The organism is Levilactobacillus brevis ATCC 14869 = DSM 20054 (assembly GCF_001433855.1).
GTDB lineage: Bacteria > Bacillota > Bacilli > Lactobacillales > Lactobacillaceae > Levilactobacillus > Levilactobacillus brevis.
The window spans coordinates 23,278-49,153 of record NZ_AZCP01000002.1 but is presented as its reverse complement, the minus strand read 5'-3'; the positions used below and the strand labels follow the sequence as shown (position 1 = coordinate 49,153).

The 25,876-nt window shown below is 45.5% G+C and carries 25 protein-coding genes and 1 tRNA gene; 19 read left to right on the top strand and 7 right to left on the bottom strand.

Features of this window, described 5'->3' with window-relative positions; translation table 11 throughout:
- Positions 1-11 precede the first annotated feature (11 nt).
- Positions 12-1,361, top strand: a complete 1,350-nt coding sequence (fucP, locus tag FC61_RS03505) for an L-fucose:H+ symporter permease (protein WP_021742753.1) — start codon at positions 12-14, stop codon at positions 1,359-1,361.
- A 48-nt stretch (positions 1,362-1,409) separates the two neighbouring features.
- On the opposite strand, the gene FC61_RS03500 is transcribed toward fucP, so the two are convergent.
- From FC61_RS03500 to gntK, 3 genes are all read right to left on the bottom strand, one after another.
- Positions 1,410-2,675 (bottom strand): APC family permease, encoded by a 1,266-nt coding sequence (locus FC61_RS03500; protein ID WP_042254846.1) that lies wholly within the window; start codon positions 2,673-2,675, stop codon positions 1,410-1,412.
- Between the two features lie 191 nt (positions 2,676-2,866).
- Complete coding sequence (locus FC61_RS03495) at positions 2,867-4,225, bottom strand: gluconate:H+ symporter (protein ID WP_015473960.1); 1,359 nt, start codon at positions 4,223-4,225, stop codon at positions 2,867-2,869.
- Positions 4,226-4,395: 170 nt separating this feature from the next.
- The gene (gene gntK / locus FC61_RS03490) at positions 4,396-5,943 is read right to left on the bottom strand and encodes a gluconokinase (protein ID WP_021742754.1); all 1,548 of its coding nucleotides are present in this window, start codon (positions 5,941-5,943) and stop codon (positions 4,396-4,398) included.
- 219 nt (positions 5,944-6,162) lie between these two features.
- Between gntK and FC61_RS03485 the strand changes: the two genes are divergently transcribed.
- Positions 6,163-7,023: a MurR/RpiR family transcriptional regulator gene (locus tag FC61_RS03485; protein WP_011668287.1), complete on the top strand. Its 861-nt coding sequence runs from the start codon at positions 6,163-6,165 to the stop codon at positions 7,021-7,023.
- Between the two features lie 55 nt (positions 7,024-7,078).
- Positions 7,079-7,840 carry a GH25 family lysozyme gene (locus tag FC61_RS03480; protein ID WP_021742755.1) on the top strand — a complete coding sequence of 254 codons (762 nt, stop codon included), beginning with the start codon at positions 7,079-7,081 and terminating at the stop codon, positions 7,838-7,840.
- Positions 7,841-7,912: 72 nt separating this feature from the next.
- Here FC61_RS03480 and FC61_RS03475 read toward each other — a convergent pair whose 3' ends face one another.
- Positions 7,913-8,275 carry a DUF4828 domain-containing protein gene (locus FC61_RS03475; RefSeq protein WP_011668285.1) on the bottom strand — a complete coding sequence of 121 codons (363 nt, stop codon included), beginning with the start codon at positions 8,273-8,275 and terminating at the stop codon, positions 7,913-7,915.
- 162 nt (positions 8,276-8,437) lie between these two features.
- Here FC61_RS03475 and FC61_RS03470 point away from each other — a divergent pair, with 162 nt between their 5' ends.
- The 6 genes from FC61_RS03470 to FC61_RS03445 all read left to right on the top strand — a co-directional run bounded on the left by FC61_RS03470 (position 8,438) and on the right by FC61_RS03445 (position 13,205).
- Positions 8,438-9,442 carry a Gfo/Idh/MocA family protein gene (locus FC61_RS03470; RefSeq protein ID WP_021742756.1) on the top strand — a complete coding sequence of 335 codons (1,005 nt, stop codon included), beginning with the start codon at positions 8,438-8,440 and terminating at the stop codon, positions 9,440-9,442.
- A 12-nt stretch (positions 9,443-9,454) separates the two neighbouring features.
- Positions 9,455-10,780: a DEAD/DEAH box helicase gene (locus FC61_RS03465; protein ID WP_021742757.1), complete on the top strand. Its 1,326-nt coding sequence runs from the start codon at positions 9,455-9,457 to the stop codon at positions 10,778-10,780.
- A 49-nt stretch (positions 10,781-10,829) separates the two neighbouring features.
- A tRNA-Arg gene (locus FC61_RS03460) sits at positions 10,830-10,902 on the top strand.
- 70 nt (positions 10,903-10,972) lie between these two features.
- Entirely contained in the window at positions 10,973-11,161 is a 189-nt protein-coding gene (locus tag FC61_RS03455; RefSeq protein WP_021742758.1) for a hypothetical protein, read from the top strand.
- Between the two features lie 85 nt (positions 11,162-11,246).
- Positions 11,247-11,690: a universal stress protein gene (locus tag FC61_RS03450; protein ID WP_024526622.1), complete on the top strand. Its 444-nt coding sequence runs from the start codon at positions 11,247-11,249 to the stop codon at positions 11,688-11,690.
- A gap of 159 nt (positions 11,691-11,849) precedes the next feature.
- Positions 11,850-13,205, top strand: a complete 1,356-nt coding sequence (locus tag FC61_RS03445) for a gluconate:H+ symporter (RefSeq protein WP_011668280.1) — start codon at positions 11,850-11,852, stop codon at positions 13,203-13,205.
- Between the two features lie 85 nt (positions 13,206-13,290).
- Here FC61_RS03445 and FC61_RS03440 read toward each other — a convergent pair whose 3' ends face one another.
- Positions 13,291-14,232 (bottom strand): glycosyltransferase family 2 protein, encoded by a 942-nt coding sequence (locus FC61_RS03440; RefSeq protein WP_035465038.1) that lies wholly within the window; start codon positions 14,230-14,232, stop codon positions 13,291-13,293.
- A gap of 194 nt (positions 14,233-14,426) precedes the next feature.
- Between FC61_RS03440 and wecB the strand changes: the two genes are divergently transcribed.
- From wecB to FC61_RS03425, 3 genes are read left to right on the top strand one after another with little or no spacing between them, the layout of a single operon-like run.
- The gene (gene wecB, locus FC61_RS03435) at positions 14,427-15,557 is read left to right on the top strand and encodes a non-hydrolyzing UDP-N-acetylglucosamine 2-epimerase (protein ID WP_011668278.1); all 1,131 of its coding nucleotides are present in this window, start codon (positions 14,427-14,429) and stop codon (positions 15,555-15,557) included.
- Positions 15,550-16,401 (top strand): nuclease-related domain-containing protein, encoded by an 852-nt coding sequence (locus FC61_RS03430; protein ID WP_021742760.1) that lies wholly within the window; start codon positions 15,550-15,552, stop codon positions 16,399-16,401. Before wecB ends, FC61_RS03430 begins: the two co-directional genes overlap by 8 nt.
- A 15-nt stretch (positions 16,402-16,416) precedes the next feature.
- Positions 16,417-17,328 carry a YihY/virulence factor BrkB family protein gene (locus FC61_RS03425; RefSeq protein WP_011668276.1) on the top strand — a complete coding sequence of 304 codons (912 nt, stop codon included), beginning with the start codon at positions 16,417-16,419 and terminating at the stop codon, positions 17,326-17,328.
- 44 nt (positions 17,329-17,372) lie between these two features.
- Here FC61_RS03425 and FC61_RS03420 read toward each other — a convergent pair whose 3' ends face one another.
- The gene (locus tag FC61_RS03420; RefSeq protein WP_011668275.1) at positions 17,373-17,822 is read right to left on the bottom strand and encodes a flavodoxin; all 450 of its coding nucleotides are present in this window, start codon (positions 17,820-17,822) and stop codon (positions 17,373-17,375) included.
- Between the two features lie 229 nt (positions 17,823-18,051).
- On the opposite strand from FC61_RS03420, the gene recX reads away from it, so the two are divergent.
- On the top strand, positions 18,052-18,837 hold the full coding sequence (gene recX / locus FC61_RS03415; protein WP_021742761.1) for a recombination regulator RecX: 786 nt from the start codon (positions 18,052-18,054) through the stop codon (positions 18,835-18,837).
- 30 nt (positions 18,838-18,867) lie between these two features.
- Entirely contained in the window at positions 18,868-20,046 is a 1,179-nt protein-coding gene (locus FC61_RS03410; protein ID WP_021742762.1) for a serine hydrolase domain-containing protein, read from the top strand.
- A gap of 103 nt (positions 20,047-20,149) precedes the next feature.
- Here FC61_RS03410 and FC61_RS03405 read toward each other — a convergent pair whose 3' ends face one another.
- On the bottom strand, positions 20,150-20,395 hold the full coding sequence (locus tag FC61_RS03405) for a YdeI/OmpD-associated family protein (RefSeq protein WP_011668272.1): 246 nt from the start codon (positions 20,393-20,395) through the stop codon (positions 20,150-20,152).
- Between the two features lie 163 nt (positions 20,396-20,558).
- Here FC61_RS03405 and ntdP point away from each other — a divergent pair, with 163 nt between their 5' ends.
- The 5 genes from ntdP to FC61_RS03380 all read left to right on the top strand — a co-directional run bounded on the left by ntdP (position 20,559) and on the right by FC61_RS03380 (position 25,855).
- Entirely contained in the window at positions 20,559-21,116 is a 558-nt protein-coding gene (gene ntdP / locus FC61_RS03400; RefSeq protein ID WP_011668271.1) for a nucleoside tri-diphosphate phosphatase, read from the top strand.
- Between the two features lie 73 nt (positions 21,117-21,189).
- A complete protein-coding gene (locus FC61_RS03395) occupies positions 21,190-22,332 on the top strand; it encodes an AI-2E family transporter (RefSeq protein WP_011668270.1) in 1,143 nt (380 codons plus the stop codon).
- Between the two features lie 117 nt (positions 22,333-22,449).
- Positions 22,450-22,866, top strand: a complete 417-nt coding sequence (gene tagD / locus FC61_RS03390; RefSeq protein ID WP_011668269.1) for a glycerol-3-phosphate cytidylyltransferase — start codon at positions 22,450-22,452, stop codon at positions 22,864-22,866.
- Positions 22,867-22,931: 65 nt separating this feature from the next.
- Positions 22,932-23,816 (top strand): hypothetical protein, encoded by an 885-nt coding sequence (locus FC61_RS03385; protein ID WP_021742763.1) that lies wholly within the window; start codon positions 22,932-22,934, stop codon positions 23,814-23,816.
- Between the two features lie 14 nt (positions 23,817-23,830).
- Positions 23,831-25,855 carry a CDP-glycerol glycerophosphotransferase family protein gene (locus FC61_RS03380; protein ID WP_021742764.1) on the top strand — a complete coding sequence of 675 codons (2,025 nt, stop codon included), beginning with the start codon at positions 23,831-23,833 and terminating at the stop codon, positions 25,853-25,855.
- Positions 25,856-25,876: the final 21 nt, after the last annotated feature.

Genomic DNA, 25,876 nt, shown 5'->3' with positions numbered 1-25,876 from the left:
GAGAGTTTGATATGCAAGCAACTGAAACCAAGCACGGCTGGACCCAATTAGCGGACGGCTACCTCAGCAAAACGCCATTATTTCAATTTATTTTAGTTTCATTGATTTTTCCACTGTGGGGAACTGCGGCAAGTTTAAATGATATTTTGATTACGCAGTTCAAGACAGTCTTTCAACTTAACGATGCCGCGACGGCCTTTGTTCAAAGTGCCTTCTATGGTGGGTATTTCTTAATTGCCATTCCGGCATCCTTGATTATTAAGAAGAACAGTTATAAATTTGCCATCATGACCGGGTTGATCTTTTATATCATCGGGTGTGGGCTGTTTTTCCCGGCCTCACATCTCGCAACTTACAGTATGTTCCTGGTGGCCATCTTTGCCATTGCCATTGGTCTGAGCTTCTTGGAAACATCATGTGATACGTATAGTTCAATGCTGGGACCGAAGCAACACGCCACGATGCGCTTGAACTTTTCCCAGACATTAATTCCGTTAGGCGACATCATGGGAATTGTTTTAGGGAAGTACTTAATTTTTGGTTCTGTAGGTAATTTATCTGAAAAGATGAGCCATATGCACGGCGCAGCACGCATTGCTTACGGCGAACAGATGTTACAATTGACGTTACGGCCTTACAAATATATCTTAATCGTGTTACTCGTGATGCTGATTATCTTTGCCGTAACGCCTATGCCACGGGCTAAGGCGACGAAGGAAATTGGTGGGGAACAACAAGAAGAACGTCCTAGTCTTGGGGAAACTCTGAAGTATCTATCACACAACAAGCACTATATTAAAGGGGTAGTAACCCAGTTCTTTTATGCGGGTCTGCAAACAACCGTCTGGTCCTTTACGATTCGTTTGGTATTAAACTTGAACCATCAAATTACCGACAGCGGTGCATCAACCTTTATGATTTATAGTTATGTGGCGTGGTTCGTTGGTAAGCTGGTTGCCAATACCTTTATGAGTCGCTTCTCAATTACGAAGGTGCTGACGTGGTACTCCTTATTGGGGACATTAGCATTAGTTGTGACCTTTACGGTTCCGAATATGATTGCGGTCTACGCAGCCATCTTAACGAGTTTCTTCTTTGGTCCAGAATGGCCAACAATTTATGCGCACACGTTGGATGCCGTTACGGAGAAGAAATACACTGAAACGGCTGGGGCAATTATCGTGATGGCCCTGATCGGTGGTGCAGTCATTCCAGCCATTCAAGGCCTGGTTTCTGATGCGACCGGTTCAATGCAGTTCTCATTCGTTGTACCAATGCTCTGCTACGCTTTAATTACAGGGTACTTCTTCTTCGAACATCGTTTTGAGAAGGCTCACCCTAACGAAGTTCAAGAACATTAATAAAAAGGCTCAAACCATTTATTTATGGTCTGAGCCTTTTTTAGGTAGTTAAGCCTGACGATGTCGTTGGTGCCAGAAGTAAATCGGTAACCCGATTAGTGTGAGACCCAATCCGGTAATCGCCAAACCAGTTTCAGTTAGTAGTGTCGTCACAATAATGAAGAGACCACCAACTAAGGCAATCAGGGGAATGATGGGGTAGCCAGGCACACGATAAGGCCGTGCTAGCTTTGGTTCAGTTTTACGCAGACGAAAGACTGCCAAGAAGATGAGACAGTTGAAGACCCACATAACGAAGACCAGCATGTCGGTTAAGAGATCGAAACTACCCATTAACATCATAATAAAGGCAATCACGAACTGCACGCTCCCAGCAAAGTACGGGACAAAGGTGTGCGGGGACAACCGGCGGAAATGGTGTGAAAAGGGGAGACTGTCTTCCTCGGCCATGGCAAAGGGGACGCGCATTCCCGTTAAGGTATACCCATTGATCGCACCGTAAACGGAAATAAGAATCCCAATAGTGACCAATTTGCCACCGAACTGTCCAAAAAGCTTCATTGAAGCATCCGCTGCAGCATTTTGATTACCCGCGATTAGATCAATTGGCAATGTTTTTAGAAAAACGAGATTAATTAAGGTATAGACAACGGTGATGAGTGCTAAACCAATGATGATTGCGCGTGGCAGGTCTCGTTCAGGATGCTTCATTTCCCCGGCAATATTCCCAATGCTAATCCAGCCGTCATAAGCAAACATAGTTGCCAGTAAACTGGAGCTAAAGGCGCTCCCCCAGTTTAGATGGTTCCCAGTGGTGATCGGCCACAGATGAATGACCGTATGAGTTGGCGCTAGGAGACCAAAAATAACGATTACAGCGATTGGGATTAGCTTAAAAATTAAGGCAATCGACTGAACTGATCCACCGACCTTAGCGCCGAGAAAATTCAATCCGGTAATGCTCAAACCGCACATAATGGCGATTGGCAATTGCCACGCGGCACTTAAATGAAAGAGGGCCACCCATTGTGTCCCAAAGATAATAGATAATGCCGCGATGTTAGCGGGGTAGTAGACCAAAATTTGGGCCCAGCCCATTAAAAAACCCACCGGCTTGCCATAAGCGTATTCTAAGTAACGCATGGCGCCACCGGTGCGGGGGATTGCTGCTGCCAACTCGGCACTGGTCAGTCCAGCGCAGATGGTTAAAATCCCCCCTAAGATCCAAGCCGCTAATGTCATGTTTGCGGAGTGATTAGCGGCGACCACGCTTGCCGTTTTGAAGAAGACCCCACCACCGATAACCGTTCCCATAACGGTAGCCAGGGCCGTAAACGTGCCGATTTCGCGGCGTAATTCTTTTGCCAAAAGCTTGGCTCCTCTCTACATGTAAAGACTAATTTAATTATTATAGCACGGAAAATTACGAATGAACGGTGACGTAGAGAGTTTTTTCCAAGAAAAAAGGTTGTCCGCGTTATGGCGAACAACCTGATCTTTGTAGCTTAGTGGAAAGCAACATTTAATAATAAGACGATCAACAGACCGACTACCGAAATAATGGTTTCCAAGACGGTCCAAATACTTAGAGTTTGTTTAACCGTTAAATCGAAGTATTCGCGGAACATCCAGAATCCAGCATCGTTGACGTGAGAGGCTGCTAGGGAACCAGCACCGATAGCCAGAACCATTAACGCTGGATCAACACCGGATTGAGCCATCAATGGTGCGACAATCCCGGCAGCGGTTAATGCAGATACCGTGGCAGAACCCAAGGCAACCCGTAGAACAACAGCAACTAACCAACCCAAGATGAGGGGGGACATGTTGGAGTTGATAAAGAGCTTAGCAACTTCTTTACCAACACCACCGTCAATTAAGACTTGCTTGAAGGCACCTCCACCACCAATAACTAAGAGAAGCATGGCAATGGATTTGACGGCATTTTCCAGCGTTTCCATGATAGCAGAGGTTTTACGTTTCCGGCCCCAACCCATCGTGAACATGGCAACTAACAGGGAAATTAACATAGCAATGGCCGGGTCACCGATCAAGGCTACGATTTGATCTAACATCGTGGCATTCTTAGTTGGTGTGGCGCCACCATCGACCGTCATTTTGTAAATGGTCGTAATGGCCATTAAGATAACGGGGAAGAGTGACGTTAAAACGGAAAGGCCAAAGCTAGGGGCCTCAGAAGGCTTAAACGTCTTAATTGTTCCTAGAGAAGATAAGTTACCTTTTTGTTGAAAGGCGCTGGGCGCAAACTTCTGGGCCATCTTGGTAAAAAGCGGTCCAGCCACAATAGCTGATGGAATTGCAACCACTAACCCGAACAGTAAAACTTTACCGTCATTGGCGCCCAGAACTTGGGCGATGGCAACAGGTGCCGGGTGAGGGGGTAAGAACCCATGAGTAACGGACAATGCTGCTGCCATAGAGATTCCAAGGTACAGAATTGGGACTTCAGCTTCAACTGCAATGGCGAAGACGATGGGGATTAACAGAACCATCCCAACTTCGAAGAATAGCGCGATCCCCAGAATAAAGGAAGCAAGCATAATAGCTAATTGGAGCCGCTTTTTCCCGAACTTGTCAATTAACGTTGTGGCAATGACATAGGCCCCGCCGGCGTCGGCGACTAACCGACCTAACATAGCCCCGAAACCAAAGACTAGGGACAGCTCGCCAAGTTGACTCCCAATTCCGGCTTCGATCGTAGCCGCAATCTTAGTGAGGTTCATCCCCAATAGCATCGCCGTTAAGACAGATGTTAAAATCAGGGAGACAAAGGTATTGATTTTGAATCGAATAATGAGGACCAAGAGGAAGATGACCCCAATTAATAAAGCAATAAGTTCCATAAGAAGTAAGCCCTTTCATATGATGAATTTTGAAAAGCCAACGTGAGAACGTTGGCTCTCCAATAAGAAGTACACATATTGTACTTGAAAGTTTTTGGTTTGTACACAATTTGTTTCAAAAAAGTTTAATTTATTCGTTTAGTTTTCTGAAACAACCAAACGAAGTCGTTTTACTTGTTAATATGGTGAACGTGCGTCCGTTGGTATTCGGCGATGTTCTTATATTCTGATTGTAATTGACGACTTAGACGAATATAAATTGGGACAAGTGCCCGGTAAGCGTCATAAGTTTCTGGATTTGGATGGTGCACGTTAGCAACCCCGATAAAGTTCTTGACGGCAGACAAGTCATCAATCATCCCTAAAGCGTACATCCCTAAAGTAGCGGCACCCAAGGCAGTTCCTTCAGGACTTTCTGGAATGGTGACATCTTGTTCGAAAATATCAGCGAGCATTTGACGCCAAAGTTCTGAACGCGCAAAGCCACCAGTTGCTTGAATACTGGAAGGTTTGCCAACAACTTCTTCCAACGCCAACATAACGGTGTAGAGGTTGTAGACGATACCTTCTAGAGCTGCGCGGACCATGTGAGCTCGTGAATGGGTCCGCGTTAAGCCGAAGAAAGACCCCCGAGCGTTAGCATCCCAGATAGGGGCCCGTTCACCACCTAAGAATGGGTGGAAGATTAAACCATCGGAACCGGCTGGAACCTTAGCAGCGATTTCAGTCAAGAGGTCGTAAGAATCCACTTGCATCTGTTCAGCGGTGATCTTTTCTGGGGCAAAGAGTTGGTCACGAACCCAACGGAAGACGATCCCCCCGTTGTTAACGGGACCGCCGACAACCCAATGATCTTTGGACAGGTAGTAACAGAAGACCCGACCCTTAGGATCAATCTTAGGCTTATCGGTGACAACCCGAACGGCACCAGATGTTCCAATGGTAACCGCAACCACACCTGGCTTGATCGCGTTGACGCCCAGGTTAGCCAATGGACCATCAGATGCGCCCATGATAAATGGTGTTTGTGGGTCCATGCCAATCACGCCAGCGTAATCAGCCTTCATACCGGTAATTTGATCAGTCGTGTCAACCAGCTTAGGCAGTTGGTCACGGGTAATTCCGGCAACTTCAAGGGCTTGGTCGTCCCAATCCATGTTGAAGATGTTAAATAAACCGGTGGCGTTAGCAATGGAATAATCTTCCTGTAAAACGCCGAATAATTTATAAATAACGTATTCTTTGATGCCGACGAACCAACGAGCTTGTTTGAACAGGTCGGGTTGGTCATTGCGCAACCAAATTAGCTTGCTGAGTGGTGTCATTGGGTGAATTGGCGTTCCCGTCTTTTCGTAAAGTTGCTTACCCACACCATTTTCCCGGAGTTCATCGGCATACTTAACGGCACGATTATCGGCCCAAGTAATTGCTCGCGTTAGGGGTTGGTGATCTTCGTCTAACAAGATTAAGCTGTGCATGGCTGCGGAGAATGAAACACCGTGAAGGGTGCCATTCTTCAAGTCTGCCTTGCGTAAAACAGTGGTTAATCCATCAATGATCGCGGAGAAAATTTCTTCTGGATCTTCTTCGGCCATATCTGGTTCATCTTGGTAGAGGGGGTATAGGTTATTTGAATACCCCTGCATCTTGCCATCGGTGTCATATAAGACAGTCTTGACACTGGTGGTTCCAATATCGACCCCAATCATGTAGTCCATAGTGCTCTTCCTTTCGTGTCGCTAGAGTTTGTAAACCCGCTCGATCGTTGGTGATCGAACGGGTGAATTCAACATAATGAATGAAGCGCTTTAAAAACGCGCGATTTTGACAACATCGCTATTATATGTAAAAAAGTTTCACTTTTCAAGGCTTTTGTTGTAAAATGTTTACAAAAATGTGTTTGTACGCTTCATTTATTGGAAAGAGAGGTGGGGCATGTGACCCGCTCAACAATTGGAAAGATTCGGGGAACATATGACCAACTGTCACGAACGGAAAAAAAGGTTGCCCAGATGGCCTTAAACACGCCCGCAGTCGTCAGCGAGATGACAATTAAGGAACTAGCTAGTGCAACCGGGGTATCAACGGCGACCATTTCACGCTTTGTGAAACGAATGGATTATGCCAATTATCGGGAATTCACTATGGCGTTGGCGCACTTAGCAATTGAAGATGGTGGCGAGCACCAAAGTTCTTTCCCAGAGCTAGCTGAGGGTGATTCATTGGCAACCATTGCCAATAAAACTTTCCATTACACCATTAGCTCGTTAGAGGCAACAAATGAGGCATTGAGCGAGAAGGACTTAGCTCGTGCAGTTTTGAAGCTCATTAATGCGGAGAAGGTGACCTTCTTCGGGCTGGGGGGCTCTTCAATTGCAGCCCTTGATGGCTATCATAAGTTTTTACGCACTGCTTTATCGGTGACTTACTATCCCGATTTTGATATTCAATTAATGCAGGCAGCGCGGTTAAGCGATCAGGACTGTGCGGTGGTGATTTCCCATTCGGGACGTAACTCGGAGACCCTACAAGTGGTGGAGGAACTGCAACGCAACGACGTTTCAATTATTGCAATAACGAGCTACAGTGGTTCACCGTTGGCACAGGCTGCCGATGTAACCTTTTTATCGTTGACGGACGAAGTTAATTATCGTTCAGAGGGGATGTATTCCCTGATTTCACAATTGGCGATCTTGGACACGCTTTTTATGATGACTGTTTTGCGCGTTTCTTCACGAACCGGGAACGTGATGACTAAGGTCCACGATGTGATTGAACAGACCCGTCATGATTCTTAAAGCCATGGTATAATAAGTAACAACTTTATTGGGCTAAAAGGAGAACTGGGGCGGAATGGCGAAACGACGGGATTATCAACCAATCTATGACAATACCTATCAGCGACAACGACGTCACTTTTGGTGGGTCGTGGGTCTATTTCTGATCTGTGTAATTGTCGGTGGCCTAGGCTGGTGGCAGTGGCAAGCTTATCAACGGCGGCAGCTCTCGAATTATCCTATTCAGGGTGTGATGATTAACCAAGACAGTGGGTACTTGGACTTTCAGCAGTTAGCCAATCGTGAAAAGTTTGTTTACTTGCAGGCTACGTCAGGTGCCACTTACACGGATGATGCCTATGGCGATAACTTTTCGCGGTCTCAAGGAGCAGACATTGCCGTGGGGGTCGTGCACACCTTTAGTTTTACCAGTTCGGCTGAACAACAGTATCGCCATTTTCGAGCGACTGTGAAGGAAGACTCAGGAACTCTGCCCATTATGGTCGCCGTTGCTTATTACGGCAAATACAATAACGATAATCACCAGATGGCCACGCAAGGGCAGAAGCTTAAAATGCTCGTCCAAAAATTAACTCAGCACTATTCGCAAGGGGTCATCATCTTGGCGACGCATCAGGTGCTGGATCAGTTTGTCCATCCCGTTTTACCAGCATTGCACTACTGGGTGGCTGACGGCCGGTTAACGGGCCAAGGGGCACAAGTGAAGTTTATCGAGTATGATGCGAATGGAACAATGACACAAAACGCGCAAAGTCATGTCGTTGAACGGGCGGTCTTTAATGGTGATCGACGCACTTGGCAAAATTTTATTCACTAAAAGAGAGCTGACCAACGATTAGATCATCGGTCAGCTCTTTTAATTAGGTTCCCTTTAGTTGACCGTGATGATTCAATCATTAAGGGGCTTGATTTGATAAGTACAGTCATCGGCTTCATCAAAAAACGAAATTGGTTGCTGTTCATTGGCGTGAACCGTTAGATGATAGCCAAATTTATCCTGAAAAGTCAGGTGCTGTTCGTTGAGATCTTGTACACGGACTTGCAACTGGTGGTCATCGATTTGCACGTCAAGATTAGGACTAATTTCTAACCGGTGTCGTCGTTGGTTGTGGGGGTCAACAAATTGCCATGATCCCACGTAAAACAATGGCGATTCGCTAGGCTGCTCTTGTTTCTTTTTACGTAATGAGAAGCCACCTGTTAGTCCGGCCACCAGTGAAACACCAAATAATGCGATTTCGCGCCCTTTCACCGGTAATCCCTCCCTTGCATTTAAGTACTCCTTAAATATAACATTTTTGGGGGAGAATGCTCCAACAATTCCCCTTGATTTTGGGAAATTTAATTCTAATGCTATCGCCTAGCCGCGGTGACTGTTAAAATAGGAATAGTCATAAATACTGGAGGGATTTGTATGATTCGCATCGGAACAGTTGGGACGAATTGGATTACACAGCAATTGGTTGAGGCGTTAGCGTTGAGTAAACGTTATGAACTAGCCGCTGTTTATTCTCGGCATGAAGATACGGCAACGGCATTCGCCGCTAAAAATCACGCACAAGCTAGTTACACAGACTATCGCGACATGTTGCAACAAGCTGATTTGGATGTCGTCTATCTAGCATCGCCAAACAGTGTTCACTTTGAACAAGCTATGCAAGCAATCGCCCACGATATTTCGGTAATTGTTGAGAAGCCGGCTTTTAGTAACCGACAAGAAATGATCGCGGTACAGGCGGCTTTAGCTCAACACCCGCAAGTCAAATTTTTTGAGGCCGCGCGTCACGTACACACGCCGAACTTTCATGCGATTGAAAAGGCACTTGCTGGTTTGACAACGGTTCAAGGTGCGGCTTTGACTTACATGAAGTATTCTTCACGGTATGATGATGTTTTAGCCGGTGGGACACCGAATGTCTTTACACCAGAGTTTTCTGGCGGTGCATTGCAGGACTTAGGCGTTTATCCGATTTACCTGGCAATTGCACTGTTTGGTGAGCCGGTAGATGTGGCTTATTATCCGACATTAATTGCTACTGGAGCCGATGGGAAGGGCTTAGCAGTCTTACGATATGGAGATTTTGACGTTTCCGTTTCCTTTGGAAAAACCAGTAACTCCTATGCGATTTCCGAAATTTACGGCCTAAAGGAAACGATCGCATTGGATAGTGCCGGAGAATTAACTCATGTAGAACAGTACGACGAGACGGGGACCGTACAAAATTTAAGTCAGCCGGATTTGGCTAATCCAATGTTACCAGAAGTTGTTGACTTTGCGCGCGTATTGACTGCACCTGATGATGCGCAAAATCAAGCCGATTACCACCGATGGATGGCATGGAGCTTAACGGCCAACCGGGTGCTTTATCAATTGCGTGTAAGTGCTAATTTACGCTTTCCAGCTGATGATAACGATTAGGAAGGATTTTTAATGTTAAAACAATTTGAGACCCATTTTAAAACACTGGGCTACCGGGAACCTACAGCCATTCAAACGGCCGTATACGAGCCGTTAGTCAGTGACCACAATGTCTTGGGCTTAGCCCCCACGGGTTCTGGTAAGACGGTGGCCTTTACGTTACCAGCCTTGGCTAATTTACTGCCAGGCGATGGGACACAATTGATTGTGCTTGAACCATCACAGGAATTGGCGATTCAGACGAGCCGTGTGATGCGAGACTGGGCGAAATTATTGGATCTACAAGTCTTGGCCTTAACTGGTGGGGCCAATGTCAAACGACAAACGGAACGCCTGAAAAAACGGCCGGAAGTCATCGTGGGGACGCCAGGTCGTGTTTTGAACTTGGTGACAGATCGCAAGCTTAAACTACACTTGGTATCCTTATTGATCGTGGATGAGGCTGATGACTTGTTAACCGGTGAAACGTTGGATACGGTGCGTTCGATTGCGCAGGCCGCGCCAGCAGATGTCCAATTAGGCTTCTTCTCGGCAACGGATACGCCGATTTTGCACGAACTTGACCAATGGTTTGGGCAAACCGTCGAACGAATTGACGTTCGGGAGCAGGACCAAACGCAGGGCGTTGTCCGTCATGGCTTGCTGCAAGTGGGCATGGGTAAGCGTGATCAAATGCTGAAACGATTGTTGGCATTACCTAACTTTCGGGCATTGGTCTTCTTCAAACAAGCTAGCACTTTGCGGCATACCGCGACGAAGTTCTACCATGAACACGTCTCAGCAGCTAGTCTGACGAGTGATTTGCGGCAGGTTCAACGTGAGAAGGCGCTCCAGGATTTTCGCCAAGGACGGATTCGCTTGTTGCTAACAACAGATGTGGCAGCTCGGGGGTTGGATATTCCTAAATTGCCAGCGGTTATCAATTATGATTTACCAACGCAGGTGAACGAGTATGTTCATCGTGTCGGGCGAACCGGACGAATGGGTGAACCAGGGCAAGTGATCAGTTTAGGTGACGATCACGATCTACGGGATTTGAAAAAATTATTGAAAGAAACCGATTATGAGCTAGTGCCGTTGTATTTTAATGGTCGCGCCTTGAGTACGGAACGACCGGTGGCCGCAAAAACAACGTCTGTAGCAACGCCGGTGGCCAATCGGACAACGGCGCAAGCGCCAATAGAAACGCCAGTAGCCAAGCCACAGCAGCGGCAGTCACGGACGGGGGGCAACGCCGCTCCTGTACCAACGCCAACGAAAAAGAAGAAGCATAAAAATCGACATTCCAAAAATAAAGGGATGCGTAAAAAGTGGCGGGATCGTGATACGCAGAAGTAACGCTTTACAATTAAAATGATCCGTGTCAGAATTGATGACGGGTCATCATGTCCCCATAGCACAACTGGATAGGGCACTCGCCTCCTAAGCGAATGATCCCGGTTCGAGCCCGGGTGGGGACAGTTAAGTGGTCATCACGATGAACGTGATGACTTTTTTAAAAACGACATTTGAAAGGGGTTTCAAAGAAGGATGCAAACAAAACGATTATTACGGGGTGTATTTTGGACCGTGCTGGCAGGTTACTTTTGGTATTTCAATGCGTTACATACCAGTGGCTTAGTTGGGGTTATGCAAGATATTTTTGTGGGAATCGGGATAGTTGCCGCGCTGTTTTATTACGTCACATTTGTGATCGGCTTATTCCATCGGCGCAACTAGTTAAGATGGATGGTTACCCCTAATGGCTAAATATCATTTATAATGAGAGTAACAAATGAGTGAGGAGGCGTTTTGGATGGATAATATGAAATCAATGAATCCGAAACAGGTTAAGCGAATTTTGGTCGGGGTTGATGATTCACCTGATGCGCAATTAGCTTTCCGGTATGCGATGAATCGGGCCAAAACGGATCAGGCAGAACTGGTGATTTGTTCCGTTTTGGAGTCCGACAACATGAATATCTACCAAGCTTTAAGTAAAGATTACGTCCATGGTCAACGGAGTGATTTGCAACAACACTTGCAGAGCTATCAGCAACTGGCCGAACGTTTTGGCATTCAACGCGTGAAAGTGATCATTGGCGAAGGCGATCCGGGGGAAACAATCGTAAAAAAGATTATTCCTGAGGTCAAACCGGATTTATTAGTGGTTGGTTCGTTGTCCAAATCTGGTGTACGGAAATATTTTGGGAGCCAGGCGGCCTATATGGCAAAATATTCTCCAATCTCTGTAATGATTGTGAGATAGCGGTTTCACGCCGATTAACGACACTGATTTGAAAATAACATTCAATTTGCCCCTTGAAACTTGAAAATATTTTTCATACAATAGTTCTTATGCGAAGTGGTCGAATTAGCTGCGGTAGGTTAATCCATCAGAATCGAGCATAGGAAAAGAGAGAAAAAAATGCAGTTCGTAGTTCTATTATTAGGTATTTTACTGTTACTCTTCTTAATCATTCGAGTAAAGTTAAATACGTTTGTTTCCCTCATTGTGACGTCAATCCTAGTCGCCTTAGGCTTGGGTATGAACCCTGCTAACATTGCGGATGCAATTAAGAATGGGATCGGCAGTTCAATGGGCGAGTTGGTCATTGTCTTTGGATTCGGAGCCATGATTGGGCGGTTAGTGTCCGATGCTGGTGGGGCTTACCGAATTGCCCGGACATTGATTAACGTCTTTGGTAAAAAGCGATTACAAGTCGCTGTTGTGATTGCCTCATTTCTGATTGGGATTTCCCTACTGTTTGAAGTGGGCCTGGTCTTAGTGACGCCAATCGTGTTTGCGGTTGCATTGGAAGCCGACGTGCCATTCCTGTATCTCGGGATCTCTATGGCGGCAGCCCTATCTGCAACGCAAGGATTTTTACCGCCACAACCATCACCAACTGCTGTGGCAACGGCCTTAGGTGCTAACATTGGTGAAATGCTGATTGTTGGGATTATTGTAGCGATTCCTTGTGTGATTGTGGCTGGTCCAATCTGGACGCGAGTGGTTCGCAAATTCAATCCAGACCTGTTTGTTGTTAAGAAGTCTTTGCCAGCCTTTGGTGAAATCAAGCAGTTCAAGCTTGAAGAAACTCCTGGATTTGGCTTATCGATCTTAACGTCATTATTCCCCGTGATCTTCATGATCCTAGCAACCATCTATGAACTGACGGTTGAAGGTGGGAAAACGCCGACAAATCCGCAAGGGCTAAATGCGGTTGTTTCGATGTTAGGCAACCCTGTGGTGGCCATGGTGATTGCGTTACTCTTTGCCATCTGGTCTATGGGGTATCATCGTCAACGGAGCATGAAGCAAATCAGTGCCACACTGGAAGAATCTGTTAAGTCTACGGCTATGCTTTTGATGGTTATTGCTGGAGGTTCAGCCTTCAAGCAAGTCCTGATCGATGGTGGTGTTGGTAAGGCTGTGCAGGAATTAATGATGCACTCCAAGTTCTCACCAATCGTCTTAGCCTGGTTAATTACGGTTATCTTACGGATTTCTTTGGGATCTGCAACGGTTTCTGGGATGACGGCTTCTGGTTTAGTCTTACCACTCATGCATTCAATGGGAGCTGATCCAGTTATGATCGCTCTGGCTATCGGTGCCGGGTCCTTAGCGGCGTCTCACGTTAACGATGCTGGTTTCTGGATGTTCTCAGAATACTTTGATTTAAGCGTTAAGCAAACTTTCCAAGTGTGGACAGCCTTGGAAACCGTGATTTCTGTAGTTGGGTTACTCATGGTGCTCTTGATGAATGTTATTATCAATTAAATAATAATTGTGGCTTGTGTCTTCGGACATGAGCCTTTTTTGTATGGCAAAAAAACACCGACCACTTCTGGCCGGTGTCGAATGATTATTGTTCTTCTCGAATAATGTATTTAGGACGATGCTTAGTTTCTAAGTAGATTTTACTGATATATTGACCAAGAATTCCCAAGCAAAACAACTGAATACCACCAACCAGGAGCATAATGACGACTAGAGATGGCCAGCCAGCAACGGCACCACCGACGGTCAATGCACGGACAATGACGAAAATTAGGCCAACAATTGATAGCAGAAATGAAAGGCTCCCAACCCAAGTGGCTAATCGCAGCGGCGCATCGGAAAAGTCAATGATTCCCTCAATAGAATAGGCAAACAGTTGTCGTAAATTCCAATGGGTCGTCCCGGCCGCCCGTGGTTGACTTTCATAAGCCAAGTAAGTGGTCTTGAAGCCCACCCAACTAAAGATACCCTTAGAAAATCGGTTGAATTCTGGTAGTGACAAAACAGTATCAACATATTGTCGTGTCATTAAGCGATAATCACGGGCGTTGGGTTCAATATGCACATCGGATAGCCAATTGATAACCCGGTAAAAGCTCGATGATAAAAACGCACGTAATTTGCTTTGACCGCGGCGTTCTTTTTGAACCGTACCAACACAATCGTAGCCATCATTTTCGACGAGTGCGAACATTTTTGGTAGTAACTCGGGTGGATCTTGTAAATCGACATCCATCACTGCCACCAGATCCCCAGTCGTGGCTTGTAATCCCGCAGCGAGGGCCGATTCTTTACCAAAGTTTCGCGAAAACGACCGATAATGGACCGTTTCAGGATAACGTTGGTGTAATTGCTTCATCTCGTCTAAGGTGTGGTCGGAAGACCCATCATCGACGAAGATATACTCCGGCTCAACCGTCGGAGTGGGGGTGTTCATGGACGTGATCACCTTGCTAACGGTTTGGTAAAATAAAGGTATGGACTCCTCCTCGTTATAGCAAGGAACGACCAAACTGATTTTTTTCATCATAAGACATTCCTTTCACACAACGATACCATCTTACCTCAAATTTGGGAGGCTTACCATTACAATTCGCTTAAAGTCTGACATCAGTTTAATGGCTGATAATGGGTTATTGAAGAAAAATGGGAATTGATAACAAGACGGCCGGGCTTCTGCTATAATTGACCTAACTAACGTGACGTTGGAGGAAGATTTGAATGAAACCCATAAAAGTCATGACGGTCTTTGGGACCCGTCCAGAAGCGATTAAAATGGCACCTATTATTTTAGCCATGCAACAACGGCCGAATGAATTCACCCCCATTACGGTGGTTACGGCCCAACATCGGGAAATGTTGGATCAGGTTTTAAATATTTTCCATATTCAACCAGATTATGATCTAAACATTATGCGGCCTAAGCAAACGTTGAGTGGCATTACAACGCGGGTCTTGACCCAGCTTGATGAAGTCTTAGATGATGCCCAGCCGGATATCGTACTCGTTCATGGTGATACGACTACAACCTTTGCAGCCAGTGTCAGTGCCTTTTATCACCAAACGAAGTTAGGACACGTTGAAGCAGGACTGCGCACGTGGAATAAGTACTCGCCTTACCCAGAGGAAATGAATCGACAATTGACGGATATTTTAAGTGACCTTTACTTTGCGCCAACGACGTTGTCACGAGACAATTTATTAAAGCAAGCGCACCCAGCCAATCAAATCTATGTGACGGGAAATACGGCAATTGATGCGTTAAAACAAACCGTGAGTGAGCAGTATCATCATCACGTGTTGGACCAAGTTCAAGCGGGTCACCGCTTAATCTTATTAACGATGCACCGACGAGAAAATCAGGGTGCTCCCATGCACGCGGTCTTCAAAGCTGTGCGTCAAGTTGTTGAGGCCCATGATGATGTTGAAGTCATCTATCCGGTACATCTAAGTCCGGCCGTGCAAGCAGTGGCCCATGAAGAATTGGATGGTATGGCGCGGATTCACCTGATTGATCCGTTGGACGTGGTTGATTTTCATAACTTAGCGGCGCGTAGTTACTTCATCATGACAGACTCCGGTGGTGTCCAAGAGGAGGCGCCGTCGTTGAATAAACCCGTCTTAGTGCTACGCGATACGACGGAGCGGCCAGAAGGGGTTACAAATGGCACGTTAAAGTTAGTTGGCACAGATCCGTTACGCGTAACGACTGCCATGGAAAGCCTATTAACTGACGAGAACGCCTATCAACGGATGGCCCAAGCCAAGAACCCTTATGGGGATGGCCGGGCCTCAGAACGGATTTTAGCGGCGATTCAGGCGACGTTTGATGGAGGTCAGAAGAATGGCTGAAACAGCTTATGATCGGGCAGAGATTAAAACAACGGAACAGTTGTCGGAAATCATGCGAGACATCCACTTGGCCGCGGAAAAGAATCATGAGCGGTTTGATTATAAAATCTTGCGTAATGTGCACTTTGCCAATAAGGTTAAAAATCCTGTGACCCAAGAAATGAACGATGGAGATTCTTGGCGTGTGATGCAGATTGATAATTTACTGGTCACGTCGTTTGGGGTCATTAACGTCGAAAGTAAGTATTGGCGGGGAATGATTTTCCATGATCTTGCTGAAGAATTGTTTTCGTCGAGCTTGGATGATTTTTCAGCGGTTAATTTATCGATTCACGAAAAAACACCCGCGAGCGCGTTGACTAATCGGTTAGATCGGTTCTTTTTGCCCAATTTGTCAGAGGAAAATGAATCCTTAACGCAAGGATACACCATGAGCTTGGAGCAGGAGGGACGTGGACAACGTTCGATTACGTTACACACCGGGATTAGTAATCCGGCAACGCAAGCAGAACTCTCATCGAAATTGTTGGTGCGGTATATTAATAGTGAAATCACCATGCATAAGCAATTGGAAAATAAGAACGATCGGATCATTGATTTCGTTAAACCACTGGTTTATTACAATTACTATGACCGGTATGAACACAGTAATTCGTTGGTAATTGGTAATAAAACCAAGCTCAATCCGCGCGATGCTTATAACTGCACGGCAGTGGCTAACTATCAGGATCTGGCAACTTTTATTGAAACGTTCCGTCAGGCCAAGCGGGTTCGGTTTAGTCGTAAGACTTTAGATAAAATGGTGGGCACACTCAAATTTGCCGAAGAGTACGGCACATTTTAAGGGGGATTAGACACGGTGAGCATTCAATGGCGCAAGCGCGCGAGTCAGATTAAACACGTGATTCAAACCATTAGCAAACACTATCAAATGGCCAACGTGTCAGATTCGGCTGTCGTATTGGCCTACTACACGTTATTATCCTTATTTCCGGCGTTATTGGTTATTGCTAGTCTGCTACCTTACCTTAATATCCAAACGGAAACTGTTTTAGAGAGTATTGAACCAATGGTCCCCGAAAGTATCTTCTCGATGTTAAAACCAATTATTCATTCATTCTTGAATACTCGAAGTGGCGGGGTACTTTCAATTGGGGTGATTGTGGCCTTATGGTCGTCGTCCCGAGCAGTAGCAGCTTTTCAGCGAACGGTTAATGGGGCCTACGGTGTGGCTAAGAATCAAAATGCTTTAGTGAACCGTATCGTCGCTTTCTTTTGGATGGTTGCGTTGATTGCGTTTCTGTTTGTTTTGATGTTGTTCTTTAGTTTTGGCCAGATTATTTTGGAACAACTGGCCCCATACCTACACGTGCCTCATGAAATTATCGGTTATATTAATGCCGCTAAGTGGCCAGTCACATTTTTGGTGGTTCTGTTGGTTCTAATGATTCTGTTGTATTTTGTTCCGAGTGCTAAATTAAAGTGGCGCTTTGTGTGGCCGGGGGCCTTAACTGCTACGGTCGGCTGGTTATTGCTATCTCAAGCGTTTTCACTGTATGTGAAGTATTTTGTGCATAACATGGATAGCTACCGCACGATTGGGACATTTATCGTGTTGATGTTTTGGCTTGATTTCACAGGGTTGATCTTAATGTTTGGTGCGGTTTTAAATGCGGCAATTCAAGATATGATCCTAGGGAGAATCGAGGAGCAAGAAGCAATGGGAATCCCCAAGCTATTAAAGTATCGGTTGAAGAAAAATAAAGATTAACCTAAAACGAGCTCGAGACAAAAATGTCTTGAGCTCGTTTTGGGTTAGGCTTGAACAGCTGCTACTAGTTGTTCGGCAAAGTGATCTAATTCATCGATAGCTGCTTGATCGGGCGCTAAGTTAATCTTGACACTAGTGGCACCACGAGTTGCCCCAGTTTGTTGAAAGGCCGCTTCAAAGTGATCAACGGTCGTATTGTAATATTCACCATAAAACGTATCACCGGAACCGGCAACACCGTAGATTTTTCCCGGAAGCTTAAGTGTTTGAAGATCTTCGTAAAAGTCTAAGCCTTCATCTGGCAAAGACCCTTCATCGTATGTATAAGCACAAACGACGCAAATATCAGCCTGTTCAAATTCGGCCGCGTCGGTTTGCGAAATTTCGGTCTCAGTCACTTGACAGCCCAAGGCGCTTAGCTTTTCAGTCACGATGTCGGCCACGTCTTCGTTGTTTCCGGTAATAGTTGCAAAAACGACATGAGCAGTTGGCATAAAGTCACTCCTTTTTTAAAGTATTCTTTAGTATTGATTATAGCAGGTCGTTAGATTGCTGACCAGCAACGGTCGTGCGGGTAGATGATCGTGCGCCTGAAAAGATGATTGACTAACTAAGCGGACACCCCCCTTTTCATCGATAGGGCCAACCTGTTAAAATGGGGCCAAGAACGTTTAAGCAAGACGTTTTGACTAAGAAGGGGTGACTTTAGTGGCCGTCATTACCATGATTGAGGCACAAAAACGTAGCGGCCGTTATAATGTTTACTTAGACGGCGCTTACGCATTTCCGGTGAGTGAAAGTGTTTTGGTGGACTTTCGCTTAGCTAAGGGAATGGAAGTTGACAAAGCGTTGACTGCACAGCTAATCGATGCTGATAATGTGGCGAAAGCGTATAATCGCGCGTTAGATTACCTGTCACAGCAGTTACGGACGGAAAAAGAAGTACGAGATAAGCTGGCTGATCTGGAAATTCCCGCGGAGACCATTGCGGCGACGCTACAGAGATTACGATCGTTAGCCCTCGTTGATGATGCCCACTACGCGGCGAGTTACGTTCGGACGATGATGCATACGGGAGATAAGGGTCCGCGCGTTATTCGGCAAAACTTACGACACAAAGGGGTTTTAGAACAACCGATTGATGAAGCGTTAACGCTATATACAACTGAGGAGCAACTGACTGTGGGGACAGCAGTGGCGGCTAAGTTGGCTAAGCGATACCAGCGTCAACCATTTGGGACGCAGCAGCAAAAGATTCGTCAGGGACTGTTGACACGGGGCTTTGATAATGATTTAGCTACCAAGATGCTAGCAACATTAGACTTAACACCTGATGAAGATGAGCAATGGGCCTTACTAGTCAAGCAAGGAGAAAAGTTGTGGCATCGGTATCGCACATTAAGTATGCGAGAACGTCAGTATAAGACAAAACAGGCGTTATATCGTAAGGGGTTTAATTTAGATGATATTAGCCGTTGGTTAGCTGATTTAGGGGAATCAGCGCAGTAAAGCCACAATTAAAGAGTAGGGGTGAAAACTATGCAACGGAGAACTCTGGGGATTTTGGTAGTTGTTGGACTAGTTTTAGGGGTTGGTGGTGGACTAGCTTGGTGGTTTAATGGCCAAGCGCAAATGAAGCCAGATACAACGGCTAATCGTCAAACCGTGGTGAAGCCTGTGAAGCCACAGCCAAAAAAGAAAGCTAAGCTGCGACCTAAATCGACCATAAAGGCAACAGCGGCAACGCGAGAGGTTGATGCTATTTTGCGGGCTAATCGGTTTGTGGGTACGGCACTGGTAGTTCGCTCGGGTAAAATCATCTATGAACAAGGCATGGGATATGCCGATGCCACCCGTCACAAAACTAATGGCGTCAATAGTGTTTATCAATTAGCGTCCGTCCAAAAATCGTTAACCGCAGGGTTGGTAATGAAGTTAGCTGCTGAAAACAAGTTGGCATTGACGGACCCGCTGGCTAAATACTATCCCCGAATTAAAGGGGCGCGCCGAATTACTTTACGAGATATGCTGGATATGAAGAGCGGGTTACGCTTAGTTGCCTTTCCTGATAAGCTGAACTCCGAAAATGGCATGCTCAGATTTGTTCAGAGAAATGTGATCAGCCAACCCCGAAATATTGGTAAATGGGATTATTCACCGGTTAATTTTATGTTATTAGCGGGAATTATCCAACAGGTAAGTGGTGAGAGCTATCGTCAGTACTTTACGGATAATATTATCCGGCCATGGCATTTAAATCACACTGGATTTGTCTTCAATATGGCCCATCGTAGGGCCTACTCACAAGGCTATCAAAACAGTGATATGGCTGACGTAGCGGCTACTTATAATTCACGCTATCCGGAATCACGGGCGTCAATGTTCTATCAGTTTGGAACGGGACAGGTATACATGTCGGTCCATGATTTGTTTGTTGCGGAGCGCAATATGCTGCAAGGAAAGTTGTATCCAGCTAGTGACGTTAATACCTTATTAACGCCGGGTTCATCGTCTATGTATGGGGGCGGTGCGTACGTTTATCCTAACTACATCCGAGTGCACGGCTTGGCTTATGGCTATGAAGCAACGGCATTGGTTAGCAAGACGGGACAAGATGGCGTCGTACTACTCAGCAACTACTACCGGGCTAATCAGCTATCGCAAACGCCCGCAATGCAAATTTGGAATTTACTATCGGCTGGACAACTCAAGTCATAGAAGTCTGAGTTGTAGCCGGTTAGGAAGTCATATGTCGTTATAATAGCAAACCCAGCATCCACAGATAATACTTTCTGCGGGTGCTGGGCTTTTTGGTGGTTATTTACGGTTTCGGACGACTGCCATAGGCTCGTTTAGACTTATAACCGGCTGCCAAAATTTGGCGCATGTCGGCAATGTGCCGTTGCTTGGTTGCTTCAGCTTTGGCGCCGAAGATGTAACGCGCCCATTCACGTTGATAGCCAAGTGTTAGATGATTAAAAAACGCGAGTAGTTGGGGATCATCAGCTAACAACTCAGCAACTTGTGGAATCATGGGTTCAAAGGTACTTAGTGCAGGTTGGGGCATCGGTCTTCACCTCTTTAACATTCTAAGTTTACCGTAAATCGGGAAGGTTCTCTAGCTTTTATTGACCAGAATCGGTCTGAACCTATCCAAAAAGCCCTGAATCTGGTATAATGTTGAGTGAATTTTTATAATTACCCGTTACTTTAGAAAGTAGGGTTTAGACATGACGCGCGAAGCTAGAGGACCTAAGGAAGGCGACTTCATTACGATCAAAAGCTACAAGCACGACGGAAGTTTGCATCGAACTTGGCGCGATACCATGGTACTCAAAACAAGCGAAAATGCCCTCATTGGCGTGAATGACCATACATTGGTCACCGAAGATGATGGGCGGCGGTGGGTGACTCGTGAACCCGCTATCGTTTATTTTCACAAGCATTATTGGTTTAACATTGTGGCAATGATTCGAGACAACGGGGTGTCTTATTATTGTAATTTGGCGTCCCCATACGTTTTGGATAAAGAAGCGTTGAAGTACATTGATTATGATCTCGACGTAAAAGTTTTTCCGGATGGTGAGAAGCGGTTATTAGATGTCGACGAGTACGAGGACTTTAGCCAGCGATGGCATTATGGTGAGGAGACTGATCGGATTTTAAAGGCGAATGTGTTAACGCTAGTCGATTGGATTAATCATCATAAGGGACCTTTTTCCCAAGCCTACGTTGACCTTTGGTATCAGCGTTACCAGGAATTATTGCGACGATCAACCGATCAGTAAGAGTTGTCTTCCGTACCACCAGGAGCAAGTCCATTCGTGGCTAGCTCCTTTTTTTAAAGAAAGGGGACTGTTCATGAAAAAAGCGGCGAATTCCCGACTAATGTTTTGGTCCGTTGAATTACTTATTGTCGCAGCATTGATTTGGGTGTGTACCCAGATTAGCTTTTTATTCTCACCAATTGGCGTCTTTTTATCGACCATCTTCATTCCACTGTTATTATCCGGTGTGTTGTTCTATCTATTGAATCCGGTGGTTAAGCTGCTGGAAAAGATTCGGTGGAAAAAGTTTCACGTTAATCGGACGGGAGCAGTTGCCATTGTCTTTTTACTGTTAATTGGTATCCTAGTGGCCGGTGGTGTCTGGTTGATTCCTCGGTTGGTCAACCAAGTTTCAACCCTGGTGGGGAGCATTCCGGATTTTGCCAAATCTAGCGAAGCGGTTTTGGCCAAGCTGATGAAACATCCCTTATTACAGAATGTTGATTTTTCAAAATATTTGAATCAGATTCAAAGCGCGTTTGCCAAGTATGCGGAAGGCTTCATGAGTGGGCTAACAACGGGAATTGGCGCGGTTATTGGGACAGTAACAACCGTTACGGTGACGGCAATTACAGTTCCGGTGATGTTGTTTTACATGCTGAAGGATGGCGAACGATTCATGCCAGCGGTTCAGCGCTGGTTGCCCGCTAAGCATGCCGATCAGACCGTGGAATTGCTTAGTCGGATGAATCAAACGATTGCCCGTTATGTGGGTGGTCAGATTGTCGAGTGCCTGTTTGTCGGGACGTTTACGGCAATTGGATATATGCTTTTTGGCCTGAAATATGCGTTGCTGTTAGGTGTTTTCAGCGGGTTGTGTAATTTAATACCTTATGTAGGTCCCTATATTGGTATTTTACCAGCACTAATTGTGGCCTTTACGATTAGTACCAACATGGTTTTATACGTCGTGATTGTGGTTGTTGTGGTTCAACAGGTAGATGGTAATTTAGTCTACCCCAATATTATTGGTCGGTCATTACAGATTCATCCATTGACGATTATTATCATCTTATTGGCTGCTGGAAATATTGCTGGGTTGATGGGAATGATTTTAGCCATTCCACTATATGCGGTTGTTAAAACGGTGGTACAGTATCTTTACAATATCTGGCAATTAGATCATTCAGAGCCGGAACCGGCCGAAAAGACACCAAAGTTATCAAGAAAAGACTAACGTTTGTGGTTTGAAGTTGACGTGACCGCTGAATATGCTACTATTTAGAGTGTTATTGAATTTTGTGCCCCGTGGTCAAGACCAGGGAGATTAACCAGATAAAGTAGGAGAGTCTACATGAAAAAAGTAATTACGTACGGAACGTTTGACCTGATTCACAAAGGCCATATCCGTTTATTAAAACGCGCAAAGGCCTTAGGCGATGATTTAACGGTTTGTGTCTCTTCCGATGAGTTTAACGCGGAGAAGGGCAAGCGGGCTTATACGTCGTACGAAGACCGGAAGTATATCTTAGAAGCAATTAAGTATGTGGATCACGTTATTCCAGAAACCACGTGGGATCAAAAGATTCGTGATGTTCAGGAGAACGATATTGACATCTTTGTTATGGGTGATGATTGGAAAGGTAAGTTTGACTTCCTGAAAGATTACTGTGAAGTGGTTTATTTACCACGAACGGAAGGCATCTCAACGACAAAAATTAAGCATGACTTAGGCCTGACAGACGAAGACGACTGGAAGGAAAAAGAGTAACCGTAAAAATCCTTAGTCGATGACTAGGGATTTTTTCTTAGTGAGTTAACTATGGAGGCAAACGAATGCAGCGAGTAATCTTTTTAGTGACGTCCTTAAATGGGATGCATAAACCCAACTTCACGAAACAATTATTACAGGCACTGCAACAAGGACAACGGGTTGTTATCTTGGCAGCGTTGATTGACTTTGAAGCAACCTGGACAGTGCGTGCGTTTTTAAATCGGTTAGCACAGGCTGAGCCGCAAGTTAGGCAAATCGAGTTGCTGACATTAGCTGATTTATTTAAAGATGAATCGGGATTGACATTGACTAGTGACGAACGAAATATGCCTGACTTAGTGGCTTTTGATGAACGGTTGTTTGTTGATGATCAAGAGCAAGTTAAACGGTACTTAAACGCGGGACATTTGGTTGCTGAACGGCGGCAGTTGGATGATGAAACCCCGATGGTTTTACGCCAGTATCAGACTGATCAGTTGGTACAAATTGACACTTATGATCTGTCCGGACGGGTTGTCGGCATTGAAAAGATAGTAGATGAGGTTGCTCAGACCAGCTATGTCTTGAATCAAAAGGGTGAGGCAGTATTACGGTTTGTACGGCACGAACGACCGATAGAAAAGGTCTATAACCTCAGTGCAACGTCCGCAATGCTGGCAACACAATTTGCCGAAGCAAAGCAGGCAGCGGCGATGACGAATATGAGTAAGCGTGAACGAGATCGAGCAGCGGCCGAGGTGGCCGATCAGACCTCGATTATTAAAACAACGGAAACTTACTACGGGGTTCTCGCATATTCTAACTATCAGCGTTTTGGTCAAGTGTATGCGTTCTACGAATCACTGTTATCGCGGTTAATGACCCCAACAACCCGATTGTATGTGGATCTGGCTAATAATGCGGCGTTGGCCCCTCAGATGCCTGATCAATTGATTTTTAACTACTAAGGAGTTTTTCCATCGTGCGTGCGATTTTATCTGGATTACATCATAAAAAGAATTTACAGGAACTCGAACTGGAACTAATCGATGTCCCCGAACCATTTGACGATCTGGCCGTGACCTTCTTGGAAAAACAGACCAAGGCATCGTTAACGTTGCCAGTCAGTGAGGTCGTCAGTGCCGAGGTAGTTCGTTTGCGGCTGGATCCTAATGCTTTACAGTTTACGGATGCCGGACAAAGCGAGTTCAGTTGGGAACTTTACCTGAACTTACGTCAGCAAAATACACGAGGCCTAATTCAGGTTGAAAGTGAGTACTTAAGTGATCGGCATCAATTGTCGTTAACTAGTTACTATCAAGTAAATAGTGATGCGAACGGGATGGCACTGTTTAATATGCATACACAACAGGCTGAATCCGAGTTCACGATTAGTGCAATCAACTTGCAAGATGACCAATTACAGGTAATTGGTCAGAGTCAAATCAATCATCAACCCATTCAAAATCAACGGTTGGTGCTGAAAAATGTTAATGAGGCGAGTTCGGCTGAATGGCCAATTACGCAGATGAGTTTACATGGCCTCTTTACGGCGGCGATTCCTTTATCTGATTTGGCAGCTGATAGTACGCAGCAACTGTTCATCCGCTCGACTGTCGCCGGTCAAGACTTAGAACAGCGAGTCGTCTTAGCCAAATCATTAGCAGGGCAGGTTACACAAACGATTACGGCTAATCACCGGTTAGTGATGATTGAGAAGCGCTTTGATAATGGCATTCGCGTGCAGGAAATGGCGGCACCGACAATGGGGGAACGACTAGCTAGCGTTCCTGGTAAAGTTGGTGGTGTAACCCGGTTATTGTCAATGCTAATGGATAAGGCCAACCTGTTCTATATGCGGCGGCTGTTCAAGCGTGGGCATCGTCCCTATGATCAACCAACGCTAATCTTTGAGAGCTTTGGTGGTCGGCAAGTAAGCGACTCGCCCTACGCGATTTATCAGTTGTTCCGTCAATTGTATCCGGGCTTTACGTGTATCTGGTCGATTGATCGGTCCCAAAAAGCCTTCTGTAAGGAAAATGGCATTCCGTTTGTCGTGCGCCGGACCGCTAAGTGGGTACGGACGTTAGAGAAAGCCACATTTTGGATTAGTAATGCGCGGTTCCCATCCTGGGTCCGTAAGCCCAATTACGTGACCTATATTCAGACGTGGCACGGAACACCGCTGAAAAAGCTGGGACTAGATATTGAGAACGTGTCAATGCCTGGAACGACGACCACTAAGTATCATGCTAATTTTGTGAAAGAAGCGAATCGTTGGGATGCATTGGTATCGCCTAACGATTATTCTACTCGGATTTTCCGGTCAGCCTTTGGTTTTAACAATCAGATCTTAAAGGTGGGCTATCCCCGGAATGATGAACTCATCAATAGCACGCCGGAAGACGTTGTGGCTTTAAAAGAATCTATGGGAATTCCATTGGATAAAAAAGTGGTTCTCTACGCGCCAACTTACCGGGACAATCAGTTTGCGGAAAAGGGAAAGTATACGTTTGAGTTACCGTTCTCGCTGGATGATTTCCGGGCGAAATACGGTCAAGATGCCGTATTGGTTTTACGGATGCATTACTTGATCTCTAATGCCTTGGACATTAGTGGTTATGAGGGCGTTGTTTTTGACTTCTCTAATCATCCGAATATTTCTGATCTATACTTGATTAGTGACATGCTGATCACGGATTATTCATCCGTCTTCTTTGACTTTGCCTATCTCAAGCGGCCAATTCTATTCTATCCATACGATTATCACATGTATAAGGATGAACTACGGGGCTTTTACTTGGATTATGAGGCAGATCTGCCTGGCGAAATTGCGCATGATGAAAAGCAATTGCTGCAATTAGTGGGTGAAAAATTACAAACGCCTGATATGAGCGGTAATCAGAAATTCATGGACTTCTATCGTCGCTTCTGTGCGATTGACGACGGGTTAAGTTCACTTAAAATTGTGAACTACGTGATGCAACAAATTGAAAAGGGTAATTAACACAAAAGCCGCATTGCTACG